17 protein-coding genes are annotated in these 19815 nt (G+C 73.0%); 10 read left to right on the top strand and 7 right to left on the bottom strand.

All coding sequences use genetic code 11. From position 1 onward, the window contains the following. Positions 1-30: 30 nt before the first annotated feature. The 4 genes from ACQEUR_RS14905 to ACQEUR_RS14890 all read left to right on the top strand — a co-directional run bounded on the left by ACQEUR_RS14905 (position 31) and on the right by ACQEUR_RS14890 (position 4344). On the top strand, positions 31-1467 hold the full coding sequence (locus ACQEUR_RS14905; RefSeq protein WP_433030571.1) for a PhoH family protein: 1437 nt from the start codon (positions 31-33) through the stop codon (positions 1465-1467). A 286-nt stretch (positions 1468-1753) separates the two neighbouring features. Further along, entirely contained in the window at positions 1754-2443 is a 690-nt protein-coding gene (locus tag ACQEUR_RS14900) for a lytic transglycosylase domain-containing protein (protein ID WP_433030569.1), read from the top strand. A 142-nt stretch (positions 2444-2585) separates the two neighbouring features. After that, complete coding sequence (locus tag ACQEUR_RS14895) at positions 2586-3245, top strand: rhomboid family intramembrane serine protease (protein ID WP_433030567.1); 660 nt, start codon at positions 2586-2588, stop codon at positions 3243-3245. A 130-nt stretch (positions 3246-3375) separates the two neighbouring features. Next, entirely contained in the window at positions 3376-4344 is a 969-nt protein-coding gene (locus ACQEUR_RS14890) for an NAD(P)/FAD-dependent oxidoreductase (RefSeq protein WP_433030565.1), read from the top strand. A gap of 60 nt (positions 4345-4404) precedes the next feature. Here ACQEUR_RS14890 and ACQEUR_RS14885 read toward each other — a convergent pair whose 3' ends face one another. After that, a complete protein-coding gene (locus ACQEUR_RS14885; protein WP_433030563.1) occupies positions 4405-5097 on the bottom strand; it encodes a TetR/AcrR family transcriptional regulator in 693 nt (230 codons plus the stop codon). A 119-nt stretch (positions 5098-5216) separates the two neighbouring features. Between ACQEUR_RS14885 and ACQEUR_RS14880 the strand changes: the two genes are divergently transcribed. Next, entirely contained in the window at positions 5217-6146 is a 930-nt protein-coding gene (locus ACQEUR_RS14880) for an NAD-dependent epimerase/dehydratase family protein (RefSeq protein ID WP_433030561.1), read from the top strand. 13 nt (positions 6147-6159) lie between these two features. Here ACQEUR_RS14880 and glpX read toward each other — a convergent pair whose 3' ends face one another. After that, positions 6160-7191 (bottom strand): class II fructose-bisphosphatase, encoded by a 1032-nt coding sequence (gene glpX, locus ACQEUR_RS14875; protein ID WP_433030559.1) that lies wholly within the window; start codon positions 7189-7191, stop codon positions 6160-6162. 236 nt (positions 7192-7427) lie between these two features. Between glpX and ACQEUR_RS14870 the strand changes: the two genes are divergently transcribed. Continuing rightward, positions 7428-7973: a DUF4245 domain-containing protein gene (locus ACQEUR_RS14870; protein ID WP_433031020.1), complete on the top strand. Its 546-nt coding sequence runs from the start codon at positions 7428-7430 to the stop codon at positions 7971-7973. A gap of 60 nt (positions 7974-8033) precedes the next feature. On the opposite strand, the gene ACQEUR_RS14865 is transcribed toward ACQEUR_RS14870, so the two are convergent. Then, on the bottom strand, positions 8034-8270 hold the full coding sequence (locus ACQEUR_RS14865) for an exodeoxyribonuclease VII small subunit (RefSeq protein ID WP_433030557.1): 237 nt from the start codon (positions 8268-8270) through the stop codon (positions 8034-8036). Between the two features lie 26 nt (positions 8271-8296). After that, positions 8297-9652 (bottom strand): exodeoxyribonuclease VII large subunit, encoded by a 1356-nt coding sequence (xseA, locus tag ACQEUR_RS14860; protein ID WP_433030555.1) that lies wholly within the window; start codon positions 9650-9652, stop codon positions 8297-8299. A gap of 242 nt (positions 9653-9894) precedes the next feature. On the opposite strand from xseA, the gene ACQEUR_RS14855 reads away from it, so the two are divergent. Together ACQEUR_RS14855 and ACQEUR_RS14850 are read left to right on the top strand one after the other, a co-directional pair. Next, positions 9895-10911 (top strand): 4-hydroxy-3-methylbut-2-enyl diphosphate reductase, encoded by a 1017-nt coding sequence (locus ACQEUR_RS14855; RefSeq protein ID WP_433030553.1) that lies wholly within the window; start codon positions 9895-9897, stop codon positions 10909-10911. A 43-nt stretch (positions 10912-10954) separates the two neighbouring features. After that, positions 10955-11389 carry a hypothetical protein gene (locus ACQEUR_RS14850; RefSeq protein WP_433030551.1) on the top strand — a complete coding sequence of 145 codons (435 nt, stop codon included), beginning with the start codon at positions 10955-10957 and terminating at the stop codon, positions 11387-11389. 128 nt (positions 11390-11517) lie between these two features. Here ACQEUR_RS14850 and ACQEUR_RS14845 read toward each other — a convergent pair whose 3' ends face one another. Together ACQEUR_RS14845 and ACQEUR_RS14840 are read right to left on the bottom strand one after the other, a co-directional pair. Beyond that, complete coding sequence (locus ACQEUR_RS14845) at positions 11518-14787, bottom strand: S8 family serine peptidase (protein ID WP_433030549.1); 3270 nt, start codon at positions 14785-14787, stop codon at positions 11518-11520. A 216-nt stretch (positions 14788-15003) separates the two neighbouring features. Then, positions 15004-16257 (bottom strand): DNA recombination protein RmuC, encoded by a 1254-nt coding sequence (locus ACQEUR_RS14840; protein WP_433030547.1) that lies wholly within the window; start codon positions 16255-16257, stop codon positions 15004-15006. A 77-nt stretch (positions 16258-16334) separates the two neighbouring features. Between ACQEUR_RS14840 and ACQEUR_RS14835 the strand changes: the two genes are divergently transcribed. After that, positions 16335-17102 (top strand): hypothetical protein, encoded by a 768-nt coding sequence (locus ACQEUR_RS14835; protein ID WP_433030545.1) that lies wholly within the window; start codon positions 16335-16337, stop codon positions 17100-17102. A gap of 134 nt (positions 17103-17236) precedes the next feature. Further along, positions 17237-17881 carry a hypothetical protein gene (locus ACQEUR_RS14830; RefSeq protein ID WP_433030543.1) on the top strand — a complete coding sequence of 215 codons (645 nt, stop codon included), beginning with the start codon at positions 17237-17239 and terminating at the stop codon, positions 17879-17881. 27 nt (positions 17882-17908) lie between these two features. Here the strand turns inward: ACQEUR_RS14830 and ACQEUR_RS14825 are convergent, their stop codons facing one another. Continuing rightward, entirely contained in the window at positions 17909-19753 is a 1845-nt protein-coding gene (locus tag ACQEUR_RS14825) for a glycoside hydrolase family 3 protein (protein ID WP_433030541.1), read from the bottom strand. Between the last annotated feature and the right edge of the window lie 62 nt (positions 19754-19815).

The raw sequence follows: 19815 nt of genomic DNA, 5'->3' as shown, positions 1-19815 counted from the left end.
GGCCGGGTGCACACCCGCCGGAGCAGGCCTGTGACGACTCGCCGTACCAATTCCGGGGCCGACGCACCGCACCCGGCCGAGGAGCAGGACACCACCGGCGGCAGGCCGGGGGGCCGGGGCCGGGGCGCCCGCCGGGCCCGGTCGGCCCCGCCCGCCGACGGTGCGGAGCCCGCACCATCCGGCCGGGCGTACGTCCTGGACACCTCCGTGCTGCTCTCCGATCCCGGTGCCTTCCGCCGGTTCGCCGAGCACGAGGTGGTCGTGCCCCTGGTGGTGATCTCGGAGCTGGAGGGCAAGCGCCACCACCCCGAACTCGGCTGGTTCGCCCGGCAGGCGCTGCGGCTCCTGGACGACCTGCGGGTCCGGCACGGGCGGCTGGACCAGCCGGTGCCGGCCAACGACGTCGGCGGCACGCTGCGGGTGGAGCTGAACCACGCGGACGACGGCGTGCTGCCGCCCGGTTTCCGCAGCGAGTCGAACGACACCCGGATCCTGTCGGTCGCCCTCAACCTGGCGGCGGAGGGGCGTGCGGTCACCCTGGTCAGCAAGGACATGCCGCTGCGGGTGAAGGCCGCCGCCGTCGGCCTCACCGCCGACGAGTACCGGCACGGCCAGGCCAGCGACCCGACCTGGACCGGGATGGCCGAGCTCGAGCTGGGAGAGGAGCAGGTCAACCGGCTGTACGACGACGCCGCCCTCGACCTGGACCAGGCCGCCGGCCTGCCCGCGCACACCGGCCTGGTCCTGCACTCCCCGCGCGGCTCCGCGCTGGGCCGGGTGCTTCCGGACAAGACCGTACGGCTGGTCCGCGGTGACCGCGAGGCGTTCGGGCTGCGGGGCCGTTCCGCCGAGCAGCGGATCGCGCTGGACCTGCTGCTGGACGAGTCGATCGGCATCGTGTCGCTGGGTGGCCGGGCCGGGACCGGGAAGTCGGCGCTGGCGCTCTGCGCGGGGCTGGAGGCCGTGATGGAGCGGCGGCGGCACAAGAGGGTGATCGTGTTCCGTCCGCTCTACGCGGTCGGCGGCCAGGAGCTGGGTTACCTGCCCGGCTCCGAGACGGAGAAGATGTCGCCGTGGGCCCAGGCGGTCTTCGACACCCTCGGGGCGGTGGTGCACGAGAACGTGATGGACGAGGTGCTGGCCCGGGGCATGCTCGAGGTCCTTCCGCTGACCCACATCCGCGGGCGCAGCCTGCACGACGCCTTCGTGATCGTCGACGAGGCCCAGTCGCTGGAGCGTGGCGTGCTGCTCACCGTGTTGTCCCGGGTGGGGCAGGGTTCCCGGGTGGTGTTGACCCATGACGTCGCCCAGCGGGACAACCTGCGGGTCGGACGGCACGACGGGGTGACCGCCGTGATCGAGGCGTTGAAGGGGCATCCGATCTTCGCGCACGTCACGCTGACCCGCTCGGAGCGGTCCCCGATCGCCGAGGTGGTCACGGATCTGCTGGAGGAGATCCCGCTGTAACTGAAAGTGACCCATGTTTGCCCAGATTATGGGTAATAAATGGCGTGATGGAAATCACAAAACACGCCTGTGGTTTCCCAAGGGTCCCACTGTGCGCAATGGTGTCTGTCGAGCGCCTGCGTCACCGGAGCATCGTCGACGATCGAGATTCCGGTGGCGGGCGCCGATTGACGAAAGTCGATCGGCGTCGCGATCCGGGACCGGGTCGGGGCGCTCGCGGCGTGACCGGAGGCCCGCACGGGTCGCTGGCGTGCCGTGTCCTTGCCCCCGACGAAGGGACCACTTCGTGAGTCGGCTGTGGAGCCGGTTGGGTGTCCGGGGACTCGCCGTCGCGCTGCTCGTGGGTGGCGTTGGTGGCGGCTACTACCTGGGCGAAGACCGGGAAACCCAGCAACAGAGCATTGAGGCGGAGTCCGCGCTCGTGGCCCAGCAGGCCGAGTGGGACCTGCTCCGTGAGCGGCACGCCGCACACATCAATGCGACCGTCGCACAGCGGGCGGCCGAGCAGGAGGCGGCGCGCAAGGCGGCCGCGCTCGCGAAGGCGGCGGCGGAACGGGCCCGCAGGGCCGAGGAGGCGGCGAGCCGGAAGCGGGAACGCGCGGCGGCGGAGAAGAAGGCCGCCGAGGAGGCGACCAAGCCGTACACGGGCCCGATTCCCGCCTCGTGCAACGAATTCAGCGGCAACCGGAAGATCGGCTGTGCCGTGCTGCTCAGCGAGGGATTCGAGCTCGCCGAGATGCCGTGCCTGGACAAGCTCTGGTCCAAGGAGAGCGGCTGGAACCACAAGGCGGAGAACCGCTCCTCCGGGGCGTACGGCATTCCGCAGGCCCTGCCGGGCAGCAAGATGTCCTCGGCCGGCGCCGACTGGCGGACCAGCCCCGCGACCCAGATCGAGTGGGGTCTGGGCTACATCAAGGGCCGGTACGGCACGCCCTGCGACGCCTGGGGGCACTCCCAGGACGTCGGGTGGTACTGACCGGCCGGACCGGCAGTTCGACGGCGGAGGGGTCCGGACCGGTCGGTCCGGGCCCCTCCCGCCGTCGTCGACCCCGCCGCGCGGCGCGCGGTGTCGGGGCCAGGAGTGGCGGTTGCCCGGTCAAGCTGGTAGCAACGTGCACGTGACGTTCGATCCGTTCTCCCGGGGCAACGATCCCACCCGGTTCGGCACCGAGGCGTTCTACGCCTCGCTCGGCCGGGCGTTCGTGGCGATGTGTGCCGTCGTGCCACTGCTGTTCGCGATCGAGGCGCTGGACGTCTGGCTGCAGGCCGGGCTGGACGCCACCGCCGGGATCATCCCCCGGCACATCGACGGGCTGGACGGCATCTTCTTCGGGCCGTTCCTGCACCACGGCTTCGACCACCTCTACAGCAACAGCGTGCCGCTGATCCTGCTCGGCACCTTCGTGCTGGCCGCCGGCGCCCGCCGGTTCCTCTACTCCACCCTGGTGATCACGTTCGTCAGCGGGCTCGGGGTGTGGATCACCGGCTCGCCCAACTCGGTGGTGGTCGGCGCCAGTGGGGTGATCTTCGGGTACCTGGGGCTGCTGCTCATGCGGGGGATCGTCGAGCGGAGCTGGTGGAACTTCGGCGTCGTCCTGCTGGTCGGCCTGCTCTACGGCTGGCAGCTCTTCGGGGTGCTGCCGACCGACGAGCCGATCTCCTGGCAGGGGCACCTCTTCGGGCTCCTCGGCGGGGTGGTCGCGGCGGTGCTGTTCCGTCGGCGCCGCCCGCGCGACGACGACCCGTACCGGTCGGAGTCCAGCCTCACCCTGCCCTGACAGGCGGCGCCTGCCGCCGGTGTCGCCGGCTACCCCGTTGGTGGGACGTGTATTGCCCGGGGTGGGCTGTCCGCCTACGGTCGCGTCAGCGGGCGTAGATCGGACCGCGGGCGGAAGTGACGGTGAACACATGCGCGAGGTCGACGTCGCCATAATCGGAGCCGGCCCCACCGGTCTCTTCGCCGCGTACTACGCCGGGTTCCGTGGGCTCTCGGTCGCCCTCGTCGACGTGTTGCCGGAGCCCGGCGGGCAGGTCACCGCGATGTATCCGGAGAAGATGATCTTCGACATCGCCGGCTTGCCCTCGATCAAGGGGCGGGACCTGGTGGCCAACCTGGTCAGCCAGGCGAACGCGTTCCACCCCGAATACCTGCTCGGCGTCCGCGCGGAGAAGCTCTCCTACCTCGACGGCAAGCCGGTGCTCGGCCTCGGCAACGGCGAGGACCTGCACTGCGGCGCCATCCTGATCACCGCCGGGCTCGGCAGCTTCACCCCGCGTCCGCTGCCGGCCGCGGAGACCTTCGTGGGCAGCGGCATCGTCTTCTTCGTACCGCAGCCGGTCGAGTTGACCGGGCAGGACGTGCTGATCGTCGGCGGTGGCGACTCCGCCTTCGACTGGGCCCTGGCCCTGCAGCCGCTGGCCCGCTCGGTCACCCTGGTGCACCGTCGGGAACGGTTCCGGGCGCACGCCGCGACCGTCGACCGGGTACGGGACCTGTCCGTACGCATCGTGGTGAACGCCGAGGTGACCCGGCTGCACGGGGACGGGGCGGTGACCGGGGCGGAGATCGCGGTCAAGGGCGGTGCCACCGAGAGCGTCCCGGTCGACACCGTGGTCGCCGCGCTCGGCTTCACCGCCGACCTCGGGCCACTCACCCAGTGGGGTCTCGGGCTCGACCGGCGGCACATCCGGGTCGACAGCACGATGCTCACCAACCTGCCCCGGGTCTTCGCGGCCGGCGACATCACGGAATATCCGGGCAAGGTCCGGCTGATCGCCACCGGCTTCGGTGAGGCCGCGACCGCGGTCAACAACGCGGCCGTGGCGATCGATCCCGCCGCCCATCTCTTCCCGGGCCACTCCTCCGACGCCAGCTGACCGACGCTCCCCGGGGCGGGACGGGACGGGGCTGGACGGGGCGGGGCGCCGGCCGGTGGTTCAGCCGGGCAGCCCGGCGAGGTCGGCCGTCAGTCGCAGTTGGTGCTCGAAATAGGCCCCGGGCTCCTCGACCACCTGTCCGATCCGGCCGAACACCTCGAAGCTGACCAGGCCGAAGAGCTGGCTCCACCCGGCCAGGGCGCGCGCGAGATCGTCGGCGGGAAGCCCGCCGCCGTACCGCCGGACGAGGCGCTCCAGGTCCGCGCGTACCGCCGGCGGTGGTGCGGACCCGGCCGGCGGGGTGAGCCGGCCGGTCCGGGCCCCGTCCAGCACGATCCGCACCAGTGCCAGGGTCACCCGCTGGCCGGGCGGCACGGTCTCCGTCGGGGCGGCGTAGCCGGGCACCGGGCTGCCGTAGAGCAGGGCGTACTCGGCGGGATGGGACAGCGACCAGGACCGGACCGAGTGGCCGACGGCGAGCCACCGCCCCCGCAGGTCGGTGCGGGACAGCGCCGCGTCGGCGGCCTCGGCCGCCGCGCCGAGCGCCTCGTACGCGTCGACGATCAGCGCGGTGAGCAACGCGTCCCGGCTGGGGAAGTAGCGGTACACGGCCGACGAGACCATGCCGAGGTCCCTGGCGACGGCCCGGAGTGAGAGGTTCCCGCCGTCGGTGGCCAGGTGACGCCGGGCGATCGCCTTGATCTCCCCGGTCAGCTCTGCGCGGACCCGGGCCCGGATCGAGGATGCGGACATGCTTGAGATCATAGAACACCAACGAGAGCGCTGCTCTTGACTAGCCTCGAACCGGCGAGGAGACTGGCGCACGATCCAGAGAGCGGCGCTCTCTTCCCGGGGGATCGTGGAGGTGGCCGATGTCGAACCATGTGGTCGTCGGAGCGGGTCCGGTCGGCCGGGCCACCGCGCGGATACTCGCCGACCGGGGTGAGCGGGTCCGGCTGGTCAGCCGCCGGGGAGTGGGCCCGGAGCATCCCGGGATCGAGCGGGTCGCGGCCGACGCGAACGACCGGGACCGGCTGGTCCAGCTCAGCGCCGACGCGGTGGCGCTCTACAACTGCGTCAACCCCGCCTACCACCGCTGGCCGGTCGACTGGCCACCGATCGCGGCGGCACTGACCAGCGTCGCCGAGCGGACCGGCGCCGTCCTGGCCGTCACCAGCAACCTGTACGGCTACGGTCCGGTGGACGGGCCGCTCACCGAGGAGACCCCGCTGCGACCGAACGGGGCGAAGGGGGAGGTCCGGGCCCGGATGTGGCGGGAGGCGCTCGCCGCGCACCGGGCGGGTCGGATCCGGATGACCGAGGTACGCGGCTCGGACTACCTCGGGGCGGACGCGCAGACCCCGGTGACCGTGCTCATCGTGCCGAAGGTCCTCGCCGGCCGCCGGGCGTACGTGCCGGCCGACCTGGACGCCCCGCACAGCTGGACGTACGTCGGCGACGTGGCCCGTACGCTGGTCGCCGCCGCGGCCGACGAACGGGCCTGGGGACGACCGTGGCACGTACCGAGCCAGCCGCCGATCTCCATCCGCCGCCTCACGGCCCGGCTCGCGGAACTCGCCGGCGCCCCGGCGCCCCGGCTGGCCAGCCTGCCGAGCCCGGTGCTCTGGCTCGGCGGGCTGCTCGACCCGACCGCCCGCGAGCTGCGGGAGACCGCGTACCAGTTCCGGCGGCCGTTCGTGCTGGACTCCTCGGCGGCGACAGCCGCGTTCGGCATCGAGCCCACCCCGCTGGACGTGGCGCTGCGGGAGACCGCCGGGATCGGGTCGGGCGCGCCGCACTGACCGGCCGGACCCGTCAGTCCTGCTCGGCCAGGGGCCGGCCGTCGAAGTCGACGGCCGAGTAGAGCGCCAGCTTCTCCAGCCGGTGGTACGAGTCGATCACCCGGATGGTGCCGCTCTTGGAGCGCATCACGATCGACTGGGTGTACGCGCCGCCGGCGCGGTAACGCACGCCGCGCAGCAGGTCGCCGGTGGTGACGCCGGTGGCGACGAAGAAGCAGTTGTCGCCGGTGACCAGGTCGTCGGTGCCGAGCACCCGGTCGAGGTCGTGGCCGGCGGCGAGCGCCTTCTTCCGCTCCTCGTCGTCGCGCGGCCAGAGCTTCGCCTGCATCGCCCCGCCCATGCACTTGAGCGCGCAGGCCGCGATGATGCCCTCCGGGGTGCCGCCGATCCCCATCAGCACGTCGACCCCGGACTCGCCCCGGGCGGCGGCGATGGCGCCCGCGATGTCCCCGTCGCTGATGAACCGGATGCCGGCCCCGGCCCGGCGGATCTGCTGGACCAGGTCGGCGTGCCGGGGCCGGTCCAGTACGCAGACGGTGACCTCGGAGATGTCCGTGTTCTTGACCCGGGCGATCCGCCGGAGGTTCTCCGCCACCCCGGCGTTGATGTCGATCACGTCGGCGTAGACCGGGCCGACCGCGAGCTTCTCCATGTAGAAGACGGCGCTCGGATCGAACATCGCCCCCCGCTCGGCGACCGCGAGCACAGCCAGGGCGTTCGGCATGCCCTTGCTCATCAGGGTGGTCCCGTCGACCGGGTCCACCGCCACGTCGACCTCCGGCCCGCTGCCGTCGCCGACCTGCTCGCCGTTGAAGAGCATCGGGGCGTTGTCCTTCTCGCCCTCGCCGATCACCACGACACCGTGCATCGGGATGGAGTTGATCAGCTTGCGCATCGCGTCGACGGCGGCGCCGTCCCCGCCCTCCTTGTCGCCCCGACCGACCCACCGGCCTGCGGCCATCGCCGCCGCCTCGGTGACCCGGACCAGGTCCAGGGCCAGGTTACGGTCCAGATTCTGCGGGACACGGGTCCTCGTGCTGGTCATGTCGGCTCCTCCTCGCGGCGCTGCGGGGTGGGCCGGCGCGGCGCGGCCACGCTGCCGCCGGCTTTGTCAGGGATCCTGACACGCAGGTCAAGTTAACGCCGGTTCGGGGGGCCGATGGGCCAGATCCCGGGTAAGGCCTCGATCCCGCCGCCCCGGACGGCTGTCAAGATAGGTGGGTGAACAGAGCCCAGCCCGCCGACGGTACGCAGGACGACCGGCTCCCCGACGAGCCGGAGGTGACCCCCGGCGCCGAGCCGGTGGTGCCGACCGCGCTCCGCGCCGAGCGCTCGACCCGGGACATCGTGATCTCGCTGCTGGTGCTCCTCGTCCCGATCGCCCTGCTGATCGGCTTCGGCCGGGGCTTCCTCGGCGCGGACCAGCCGGCGCCGGTCGACGCCGCCCCCGCGCTCAGCCAGGCCCGGGCGGCCGGCGCCTTCCCGGTCAGCGAGCCGACCGGCCTGGCCGACGGGTGGACCACGATCAGTGCCGTCTTCCAGCGCGCCGACGCCGGGGCGACCCTGCGGCTCGGGTACGTGACACCGTCCGGCGGTGGGGTGCAGCTGCTGCAGAGCAACGTGCCGGCCGACGGGCTGCTGCCGGCCGAGCTGACCGGGGACGCCCGGCAGCAGGGACTGACCGACCTCGGCGGGCGGAGTTGGCAGCGGTACACCGCGCGCCCCGGCGAGCTGGCCCTGGTACTGCTGGAACCCACCCGTACGGTGATCGTCGTCGGTCCGGTACCCGAGGACGACCTGCGCCACCTGGCGACCTCGCTGCGCTGAGCCGACGCCGCCCTGAGCCGACGCTGGACGGGGGCGCCCGGGGAACCGGCACCCCATCGGTCAGGACGAGGACGCCTCGCGGACCTGCCGGGCGGCGTCGATGCGTTCCCGGGCGCCGTCGAGCCAGCCCTGGCAGATCTCCGCCAGGCGCTCCCCGCGCTCCCACAGCGCCAGCGACTCCTCCAGCGACGTGCCGCCGGCCTCCAGCCGTTCGACCACCGAGGCCAGCTCGGCGCGGGCCTGCTCGTAGCTGAGGCCCGCGCCGGGGCCGTCCGCGTGCTCTTCCTGCTCCGTCATCTCTCCTCTTCGTGGATCATCGGTCGTCACCCGGGGGCACCGGTCTTCTTCGTCCGCCGGCGCGGCGTCCCGTCGGCCCGCGGCTCCGGCTGCGGCTGCGGCTGCGGTCCAGGTTTCGGCTCCGGGGCCGCCGGTCGGTCCGCCGTTTCGGGACCGCTGGCCGCTCCGTCGGCGGTCGCCGTCAGCTCCCCCTCGGCGAGGCGTACCCGCAGCGGATCGCCGGGCGCGACCTCCGCCGGCGCGCGGACCACGTGGCCGTCGGCGCGCTGCACGATGGCGTACCCCCGGTGCAGGGTGGCGGCCGGCGAGAGCGCGCGGAGCCGGGCCACCGTGTGGGTCAGCTCCCCGGCGGCGGTGCCGAGCCGGTGTACCACGCAGCGCCGGGCGCGGTCGCGCAGCGCCGTCACGTCGGCGGCCCGCTGGTCGAGCAGCAGCTCCGGGCGGGCGAGTACCGGCCGCGAGCGCCACGCCTCGATCCGGTGGGTCTCCCGGTCGATCAGCCCGACGACCGCGCGGTCGAGGCGGTCCCGGGCCATCCGGATCAGCCGCAGCTCCTCGCCCAGGTCCGGGACGATCCGTTTGGCCGCGTCGGTCGGGGTGGAGGCGCGTACGTCGGCGACGTAGTCGAGCAGCGGGATGTCGGTCTCGTGGCCGATCGCACTGACCACCGGGGTACGGCAGGCGAAGACGGCCCGGCACAGCGCCTCGTCGGAGAAGGGCAGTAGATCCTCCACCCCGCCGCCGCCCCGGGCCAGCACGATCACGTCGATGCCCGGATCGGCGTCCAGCACCTTGAGGGCGTCGATGATCTGCGGAACCGCCGTGGGCCCCTGTACCGCGACGTTGACCGTGCGGAACTGGACGGCCGGCCACCGGCGTCGCGCGTTGGTCAGTACGTCCCGCTCGGCGGCGGACGCCCGGCCGGTGATCAGGCCGATCCGGTTGGGCAGGAACGGCGGCCGGCGCTTGCGGGCCCGGTCGAACAGTCCCTCGGCGGCGAGGAGCTTCTTCAGCTTCTCCAGCCGGGCCAGCAGCTCGCCGAGGCCGACCTGGCGGACCTCGTCGGCGCGCAGGCTCAACGTGCCGCGCGCCGCGTAGAACTCCGGCTTCGCGTGCAGCACCACCCGGGCACCCTCGGCCAGTTCCGGCGCCCCCGCGTCCAGCACGTCCCGGTTGGTGGTGACGGTGAGGCTGAGGTCGGCCGACGGGTCGCGCAGGGTGAGGAAGACGGTGGCCGCGCCGGGACGCCGGCTGATCTGGGCGACCTGTCCGTCGATCCAGACCCAGCCCAGTTTGGCGATCCAGGCGCTCAGCTTCTGGCTGACCACCCGGACCGGCCACGGCTCGTCGGCGGTGCTGCGCGGCAGCCCGGAATCGGTCATCGGGTCAGCCTACGATCGCCGCCCCGGCCCCCGGTCGTCGGCGGCCCCGCCGCGTCGGGCGCGCCGAGCCGGGCCCGCCGTGCTGCGGTGATCCGCGTGATCAGGGAGCCGGTACGGCGACGCGCCGACGACACGCGGGAACAGCTCCCTGATCACCGGGGGAGACCGGGGCGCCGCCGGGGCGGGCGGGGGTGGGGGCGCGGGGCGGGGGTGGGGCGGGGGGTGGAACGTAGACTGGGCGGGTGACCGAGGCTCAGGCGACATCCCAGACCCGCAAGCGCGTGCTGTTGGCCAAGCCCCGCGGCTACTGCGCCGGCGTCGACCGTGCCGTGCAGACCGTGCAGGAGGCCCTGAAGCTCTACGGGGCGCCGATCTACGTCCGCAAGCAGATCGTGCACAACAAGCACGTGGTCTCCACCCTGGAACGCGACGGCGCCATCTTCGTGGAGGAGAACGAGGAGGTGCCCGAGGGCGCCACCGTGGTCTTCTCCGCCCACGGCGTGGCGCCCGAGGTCCACGAACAGGCGAGGGCCCGGTCGCTGCGGGCGATCGACGCCACCTGCCCGCTGGTGACGAAGGTCCACCACGAGGCCCGGCGGTTCGCCGCGGACGATTACGACATCCTGCTCATCGGGCACGAGGGGCACGAAGAGGTGGTCGGCACCGCCGGTGAGGCCCCGGCGCACATCCAGCTCGTCGACGGACCGGAGGACGCCGAGCGGGTCACCGTACGGGACCCCTCGAAGGTCGTCTGGCTCTCCCAGACCACCCTCTCGGTCGACGAGACCATGGAGACCGTCGCCCGGCTCAAGCGCCGGCTGCCGCTGCTCCAGTCCCCGCCCAGCGACGACATCTGCTACGCCACCCAGAACCGCCAGCACGTGGTCAAGGAGATCGCCGCCGAGTGCGACGTCGTGATCGTGGTCGGCTCGCGCAACTCGTCGAACTCCGTACGGCTGGTCGAGGTGGCGGTGGACGCGGGTGCCCGCGGCGGACACCTGGTCGACTACGCCTCGGAAATCTCCGACGACTGGCTGGTCGGGGCGTCCACGGTCGGTGTCACCTCCGGGGCGAGCGTGCCGGACGAGCTGGTCATGGAGGTGCTCGACCACCTGGCCGCGCGCGGCTTCGGCGAGGTGACCGAGGTGACCACGGCCGACGAGCGGCTCACCTTCTCGCTGCCCCAGGAACTCAGGCGGGACATGAAGGCCGCCGCGGCGGCCCGGGCCGAGCAGACCGCCCTCGCCGGCAACGGCTGACCGGCGGCGGGAACGCGGTGCGCGACGGCCGCGTCCGACTGCCATGAGTAGCCCCCGGCTCGTCGCGCCCGCCCTGGTCGCCCTGCTGGCTCTCGGAGCGGGTGCCTGCGGTGGGCCGGGCGCGCCGCCGACCGGGTCGTCAGGAGCGCCGGTGACCCCGTCCGCCCAGCCCGGCCCGACCGGCTCCGATCCGGCACCGCCCGCGCCGACAGGTTCCGGGTTCCCGCCCGTACCGTCCGGCAAGCCGCCGGGTCCGCCGCCCGGCACAGCCTCGGGTACGACCACACTGAGCGGCACGGTCCAGGCCGGGGTGGAGGCGAACTGCCTGCTGCTGGAGAACTACCTGCTGGTCGGCGGTTCCCGCGAGGTGCTGAGGGCGGGCGCCCGGGTGACGGTGACGGGACGGGTCCGAAGCGACCTGATGACGACCTGCCAGCAGGGCACACCGTTCGTGGTGGAGAACGCCAGCCCGGCCTGAGCCGGCTCACCGGGGCGATCCGACGCGCGCCACGCGGGCCCGCCGACGGCACGGAGCCCGCCCCCGGGGTGGGGACGGGCTCCGTGGTCGGGCCTTGCCGGTGCTGTCGGCCGTGACGACCGACGGTGCTAGCTGACGGTACCGATCGACACGGTGGCGGTGCCGACGACCGCGCCCTCGACGGTCACCACCCGGAGTTCACCGCTGAGCTGCCGCCCGGCGGCCGCGCCCGACAGCGCGGTGACCGACCCGGTGATGGTGGTGCTCTCCCGGTGGGCCAGCGAGGTGTAGGTCGGGGGTGCCGACACGGTGCCCAGCGCGGTCGAGAAGAACACGTCGCGGTAGTCGAACTCGGTGGTGCCGGCCGGCACCGAGTAGCCCTCCACCACGACCTCGTACGTCCCGGCCGCCGGGTTGGCGATCGAGACGGCCTCCTCCGAGTCGCCGTCGGCGTCGTACGCCAGCCGGACACCGTCCTTGAAGACGTAGAGATCCAGGTCGGCGCCGGCGTCGGCGGTGTTGCCGATGGCGGCCTCGAACCGGCTGGCCCCGGCCGGGATGACGACCTCGTAGGTCTTGGCCTCGTCCTGGGCGATGGTCGGCCGGGTGTCGACGGCGCTGCCGAGCGGCCCGCCCGAGCCGGTCACCACGACCGGGCCGAACTCGTTGGTCACCGTCAAGGTGACCGGGGTGGCCTCGCCGGCGACCACGCTGGGCAGCTCGACGGTGGAGGGCTCGATCTCGACACCCTGGATCCGGGCCTGCAACTGGTACGGGTTCTCCAGCAGCGGGGAGGTACGCCGCGACTCGACCTCGATCTCCCAGATCCCCGGGATCGGGTTGTCGTACGACCGCTCCTCCGGCTTGCAGACGGTGGCGTCGGAGAAGTTGCTGAAGCAGGCCGTACTGGCGTTCTCGTCCTCCGGGACGCCGTACGGGTTGATCGCGATGAACCGGGTCTGCGACCCGGGTGCGATGCCGGTGAGGTTGACCTGCAGCGACCCCGCGCCCTCCGGAACGGTGACGTAGTAGGACCGGAAGAGATTGCGGTCGACGTTGTCGCCGGCCGAGAAGGAGAAGTCCTTCTTCGCCGGCACCTCGCCGATCATGACCGTGTTGAGGATCTCGAAGTCGACGGCCGGGGTGGTCGGATCGTCCACCTCCATGATCGCGCTGTGCGCGCCGACGCCCGCCTTCGCCTCGACGCTGAAGGTGACGGTCTTGTTCAGCGGCAGGTTCAGGTTCTTCGGCGCGTTGCGGAAGACCGCGCCGTCGTTGCCGACCCACCGTACGGCGTGCTTGACGTTCCGGTTCGGCCCGCTGTTACGGGTGATCTTCACGGTGTAGGTCTTCACCACGCCGGGCCGCTGTCCACCCTGGCCGACGGCGCACCGGTTGTAGATCCCGGTGCCCCGGCCCGGGGACGCCAGCTGGTCCGACAGGGGGGTGCAGACCGGTGCGTTCACGGTGTAGTCGCGGGTCTCGATCGCGGCACCGGCCAGCAGTTCCCAGGCGCCGGGCACGGTGAACTGGCCATTGCCCTGGCCGTGCGCCGGTACGCCGTCGATCCAGGTCGCGGACGAGTACATCGCCCGGCGCAGCGCGGCCGGGGTGATCAGCTTCCGGTTGGCCTTGCCGGCCGAGAGCAGCAGCGCGATGCCGCCGGTGACCTGCGGCGCGGACATCGAGGTGCCGTTCAACATCTGGTAGCCCGGCGGCAGCGGGTAGCCCGCCTCGGCGACCGGGTTGCCCGGCAGCCACAGCGGCGTGGTCGAGATCGCCGACCCCGGCGCGGTGATGTTCGGCTTGAACCCGCCGTCCTCGCGGGGGCCGCGCGAGGAGAAGTAGAGCAGCTGGTACGGCGTGCGGGTCTCCGAGCCGTAGTTGGACAGGAAGGTCTCCCGGCTGATCCCGGCGGCCACGCTGATCACGTTGGTGATCGTGGACGGGTCACCGATGGTGTTGATGCCGGGGCCGGAGTTGCCGGCCGAGTACACCAGCTGGACACCGAGCTCGTTGATGATTCGGCCGTAGAGTTCGGCGCGCGTGTCGCTGCCGTCGTTCAGCTGCCCGAGACCGCCGATCGACACGTTGATGACGTCCACGTCGCGGTTGACCGCCATGTCGACGAGGCCGTCGGTCAGCGCGGCGAAGCTGCAACCGCCGCCCCAGCTGCAGGCCCGCCCGGAGACCAGCTTGGCGCCGGGCGCCCCACCGTCCAGGTTGGTGTTGCCGAACATGTCGTTCGCGGCGGTGATGCCGGCGACGTGTGAGCCGTGCGCGGACTCGACCAGGCCGATGTTGACGAAGTCGTACGCGCCGGGCAGGCCGGCCTCGGTGGTGTCCACGTCCTCGCGGAACTCGACGACGAACGGGCTCTGTTCCCGTACCGGGGTGTCGGCCTTGTCGGCGCCGAAGTGGCCCACGTCGTAGCGCTCGGCGTACGGGCGCATGACCGCGTCGTCGGTGAAGTCGCGGTTCAGGTTGACGTCGACCCGGATGTCGTGGGTGGTCGGGTCGTAGAGGATGCCGAACTGGTCGGTGGTGTCGCCGTCGCGGTTGATGTCACCCGCGGGCGGGCTGGCCGCCGTGATCGACTCGGCGAACCGGTTGATCCGGTAGGTCCCGGCCGGCGCGGTCCAGGTCGCGCCCGCGTAGCTGAAGCTCGGGCCGGTCACCTCGTCCCGCATGATGCGCCAGGTCGCGTCGCCGTCGAGGAGCGGGTCGGTGGCGGTGAACCAGTCCGCGATCTTGCGTTCCCCGGTGGAGGTGGTCTGCAGCGCCGGGTGGTCGAGGTCCACCCCGGTGTCCATGATGCCGATCGTGACGCCCCGGCCGTCCCAGTTCGGGTGCGCCGCCTTGAAGTCCACCGCGCCGATCTCGTGGGTCGGCAGGTACGGGTTGGCGGCCGGGGTGTCGGCGCCGGGGGCGGCCGCCGCCAGCTTCGACGACTTGGCGCTCGCCCGGGCCGGCGTCGGCTCCGGCTTCGGGAGCTTGATCTTGTCGTCCAGGTCCACCGCGGCGACGCCGGCCAGCGAGGCAACGGCGAGCACCTTCCCGGTGGGTACCCGGGCCCGCAGGTAGCCGACCTCGTCGACGCGCTTGGGGATGCTGGCACCGAGCTTCTTCAGCGCGGCCGCCACGTCGCCCGACTCGCCCCTCTCGGCGGCGATCAGCAGCGTCACGTTCTTCTCGCCCCGGGACTTCGCCTCGGCGAGCAGTTCGAGGTCACGTGATCCGAGGGTGTCGGACCGGCTGTCCTTGAGCACGCTGGGCTCGGTGGTCGGGTCGGCGCTCGCGGTGGTGGCGCCGCCCGCGAGCGTCATGCCGCCCACCGCCACGACCGAGGCGAGGAGCCCGGCTGATATTCGCCGGCTCCGGAAGCGGGATCTACTCACGTTCTCTCCTCCAAGAGAACAGGGCCCTGTATTGCAGGGCGCACGTGACCGGAACCATCGCCGATCGGGGTGCCCCTGTCACTACCGCACGGGCCGTTGTGACCAGCCCGTGACATGAGTCGGCTGGTCGGCGCGCGAACCGGGCGATTCGGCGGGGACGACTGTCCGATCGAGAGGGTCGGGGACCCCAGCGGCGGTTGCCGGTCCGGACACCGTCTAGTCAGGATCGCCGATCCGGGTCGCCGCCGACCGGTCGCGCGCTCCCTCGCCCGCCACCGGCCCGGCCGCCACCGCGTCGGCCGCCACCGGCCCGCCCGCCACCGCGTCGAGCAGCTCCGGCGCCTGCGGCTGCCGGGGCGCCGTCTCGACCTGTGGCGGCACCGGCAGGTCCTCGCCGGCCACACCGAGGTCGGCGAGCTTGCGGGCGCTGACCAGCACCCGGGCCTCCAGCGAACCCACCGCGCGGTTGTACGCGGTCACCGCGCCGCCCAGCGCCCCGCCGAGCTTGCCGACGTGCTCGCCGAGCGTGCCGAGCCGGCCGTACAGCTCGCGGGCCAGCGTGTGTACGGCGACGGCGTTGCGGGCCAGCGCCTCCTGCCGCCACGAATAGGCCACCGTACGCAGCAGCGCGACCAGGGTGGCCGGGGTGGCCAGCACCACGTTGCGGGTGAACGCGTGCTCCAGCAGCGTGGGGTCCCGTTGCAGCGCCACGTCCAGGAACGGGTCGGCCGGGACGAACAGGACGACGAACTCCGGCGACTGGTCGAAGGCCGACCAGTAGGACTTGGCGGCCAGGGCGTCGACGTGTCCCCGCAGGTGCCGGGCGTGCGCGTCCAGGTGCCGGTCCCGCCCGTGCTCGTCCCGGGCCTCCATCGCGGTCAGGTAGGCGTCGAACGGCGCCTTGGCGTCCACCACCACCGAGCGCCCGCCGTGCAGCCGGACCACCAGGTCCGGGCGGACGACCTGATGGTCGGTGCTGGCGGTCACCTGCTCGGAGAAGTCGCAGTGCTCCAGCAGGCCGGCGGCCTCGACGATGCGGCGGAGCTGGTGCTCGCCCCACCGGCCCCGGACCTGCGGCGCCCGCAGCGCCGCCACCAGCTGCTTGGTCTCGGTACGCAGCTCGCCGGAGACGGCGTTCATCGACCGCACCTGCTCGCGCAGCTCCGCGTAGGCGTCGACCCGGTCGTGCTCCAGCTCGGCGACCCGCTGCTCGTAGCGGCGCAGCGTCTCGTGCAGCGGTGCCACCGCCCGGGCCACCGCCTCCTGCGACTGCGCGGTGGCCTCGTAGGAGAGCGCCCGCAGGGACTGCTCCAGCCGGCCCTCGCCGTCCCGGGTGGCCCGCAGGGTCGCGTCGAGCCGGGCGATCTGGGTCGCCGACCGCGCCGTGGCCGCGAGCCAGCCCACCGCCCCGCCGGCGACGAGACAGACCACCACTACGGCCACCGTCGCTAGGTCCACGTGACGAAGCATGCCAAACGGGCACGACGGGCGCGTTGCGCGGGTAGCTGACGGGCGTGGTCCTGGCACCGCGTGGGTACCGTTGGGTAATGGTCGAGATGCTGTGGTTTCTGCTGCTCGCAGCCCTGCTCGTCGCCGGGTTCGTCTGGTGGCGGCGGGAGAGTTCGCTCCGGCGGGAGCGGCAGCTCGCCGACGCCCGCGCCGAGGCGAGCCGCTGGTACGAGCGGCTGGGCGGGCAGTTGATGAACCTGCACGGCACCGAGCCGGCGGTCCGGCAGGCACTGGCCGACGCGGGGGAGCGCTACAACGCGGCCGGCAGCCAGCTCGAGCAGGCGCGCAGTGCCCGGCAGTACGAGCTGGCCCGGGAGACCGCGCTGGAGGGGCTCGCCTACGTCCGGGCGGCCCGGACCGCGCTCGGCATCGACCCGGGTCCCGAGCTGCCGCCGCTGGCCGCCGCGCGGGGCGCCGGCGAGCTGACCGTGCCGCGCGAGGTGGAGGTGCAGGGGCGCAGCTTCCGGGCCGGGCCGCAACCCGGTGCCGCTACGCCCTACTACTACCCCGGTGGGCGGATGCAGGGCCGGCCGGTCCCGGCCGGCTGGTATTCGACCCCCTGGTGGAAGACGGGCCTCGCCGCCGGCGCGGGGGTGATCGGCGGCATGCTGATCGCCGACGTGCTCTTCTCGCCGGCGTTCGCCGATCCGGGGTACGGCTATGACGCCGGCTACCAGGAGGGCTACGCCGACGGGACGGACCAGGGCGACGCCGGAGACGCCGGCGGCGGTGGCGACTACGCCGCGGGTGACTTCGGTGGCGGTGACTTCGGCGGGGGCGATTTCGGCGGTGGCGGGGACTTCTGAACCACCCCCGGCCCGGGTGACGGCGGGCCGGTTCGAGGCCGGGACGTGGGCGTTGCGGCTAACCGGTCGGCGGATGGTAGGGCTGCCGGGATGGTCCGCCGCCGCGCCGGCGGGCAGAGTCGAGAGCTGTGAACGTGCAGACGGATAGCGTGGCGGGGCACCGGCCGCTGGGCCTGGCCGGGCGGTGGATGGCGAGTCTCGCCGTCGCCGGGGTGGCGGTCGCGGTGGTGACGGTGACGGCCCAGAGTGTCGAGCGGTTCCACTGGTGGGCCGGCTTCGTCCTCGTACCGGGTGCCCTGATCGGGGCGACCGGCGGGCCGCTCCTGGCCCGCGGCGGCGGACGGGCCTTCTTCGGATATCTGCTCGCCTCGGTGGGCGGGCTGGTCTTCGCGGTGGGTGCGCTGCTGATGTTCGGTCTGATGGGCCGGGGCTGGCCACTCATGGTCACACTGCCGGCGCTGGCCATCTCCGGGACCTACCTGTGGCGCACGGGCGATCCGCTGCCCCGGGCGTTCCACCGGACGGTCGCCATGCTGGCGCTGATCGCCGCCGTCCTCGGGGTGACCCTGCTGCTGCTGGCCGAGGACGTGCTCGACTTCGGTGAGACCGGCTGGTGGGGCGGCTTCATCATGGCCGGCGGGGTGGTGGTGCTCGGCAACGGCCTGGAGCTGCTCCGGCACCGGATCGCGTACCGCGCGCAGGCGGTGGCCCTGGCCATCGGGCCGGCGGTGGTCGCCTTCCTGCTCGGCCTGCGTTTCCTGCGCGACTGGCCGTTCTGACGCGACTGGCCGTTCTGACCGCCGGGGTCAGGCCGGCGTCCGCCAGGTCAGGCCGTGGCCGTACGGGTAGCGCACGCCCGACGGGTCGGCCGGATCGGGGACGTTCACCGGCAGCCTGCCGCGCGGGGCGACCTCCCCGGTCAGCACCCGGGCCAGCGACCCGATCGACGCCCGGGTGTAGCCGAACGTGGTGACCTGGGTCGGCACCTCGGGGAAGTGTCCGACGTCGTACGGGTCGCGCACGGCGACCACCAGCACCGGCCGACCGGTGGCGGCCAGCGCGTGCACCAACTTCTGCTGCCGGCCACCGGGATCGGTCACCGCGGTGTCCCAGGACTTCTGCGTGAACACCACGGTCAGCTCGCTCGCCTGTGCCGCCGCCACCGCCTCGGCGATCTTCGCGTCGGTGGGCAGCCCGGTGGGCAGCGGCGTGGTGCGGGCACCCCGGGCGGCCAGTTCGGTGGCGAGCGTGCCGACGTTGTCGAAGGCTCCGGAGTTCCAGCCGGTCACCAGCACCGACCGGTCGGCCGGACGCAGCGGCAGCAGCCCGGCGTCGTTGCGCAGCACGGTCACCGTACGGTCGGTGATCTTCTGGAGGTCGCGCTGGTGCGCGTCCCGGCCGACCAGGCGCTCGGCGGCGGCCGGGTCCACCGTCTGCGCGCCGGTCAGGGCACCGCGTCGCTGCTTGAGGGTGAGGAGCCGGCGTACGGACTCGTCGATGCGGGCCTCGGTCAGCTCGCCGTCGGCGACCGCGGCCAGTACGGAGTTGATCGCCAGGTCCAGGTCCGGCGGCATGAGCAGCAGGTCGGCGCCGGCCTTCAGGGCCAGCACGGGGACCCGCTCGTCGCCGTAGCGCTGCCGGACGCCGGCCATGGCCAGCGAGTCGGTCACCACGACGCCACGGAACCCGAGTTCCTCCCGGAGCAGTCCGGTCAGGATCGGCGGGGAGAGGGTCGCGGGGTCGCCGGAGGGGTCCAGCGACGGTACGACGATGTGCGCCGTCATCACGGTGTCGATGCCGGCGGCGATGGCGGCCCGGAACGGCGGTGCGTCGAGCCGCTGCCACTCGGCCCGGCTGTGGTCGATCACCGGCAGCGCGGTGTGGCTGTCGTCCCTGGTGTCCCCGTGCCCGGGGAAGTGCTTCGCGGCGGCGGTGACCCCGGCGCCCTGCTGGAACCCGACCACCTGGGCGGCGGTCATCGCGGCGACCAGCAGCGGGTCGCTGCCGAAGGAGCGGACCCCGATTACCGGGTTGGCCGGGTCGACGTTGACGTCGGCCGACGGTGCCCAGACCTGGCGGATGCCGACGGCGCGCAGCTCCTGACCGGTGATCCGGGCCGCCGTGTACGCGTCGGTGAGGCTGCGCCCGGCGCCCAGGGCCATGCTGCCCGGGAAGAGGGTGGCCGGGGCCGGCATCCGCTGCACGATGCCGTGCTCCTGGTCGGTGGAGATCAGCAGGGGGATCCGGGCACCCGCGTTGCCGGCGGCGGCCTGGAGTCCGTTGGAGAGGGTGGCGATCTGGCGTACCGAGTCGAGGTTGTGGGACCAGGTGAAGTAGATGACGCCGCCGAGGTGGTACCGGGCGACGACCTCCGCACCGGTGTCGACGCCGTACGCCTGCCGGTTGGCCGCCGCGTCGGCCGCGCTCGGTGCCGTGGCGTCGCCGCCGTAGACGTAGGTGGCGAAGAGCTGGCCGACCTTCTCCGGCAGGCTCATCCGGGCGATGAGGCGTTCCACGGTGGCGGACGTGCCGGCCGACGCCGCGCCGGTGGATCCGGCGGCGCCGGACGGGGCGGCCTGGGCGGGCGGGCTGACGCTTCCGCTCGCCAGTAGCGCGGTCGCGAGGGTTGACGCCAGTAGCCGAGCCCGCATGGCACCTCCAAGGCAGTCCATATACCCGCGTAAATTAGTCCCTGAAGCGGCATCTGGCAAGA

The organism is Plantactinospora sp. CA-290183, from assembly GCF_050936375.1.
Taxonomy (GTDB): Bacteria; Actinomycetota; Actinomycetes; order Mycobacteriales; family Micromonosporaceae; genus Plantactinospora.
This window is presented reverse-complemented; position numbering and strand designations above follow the sequence as displayed.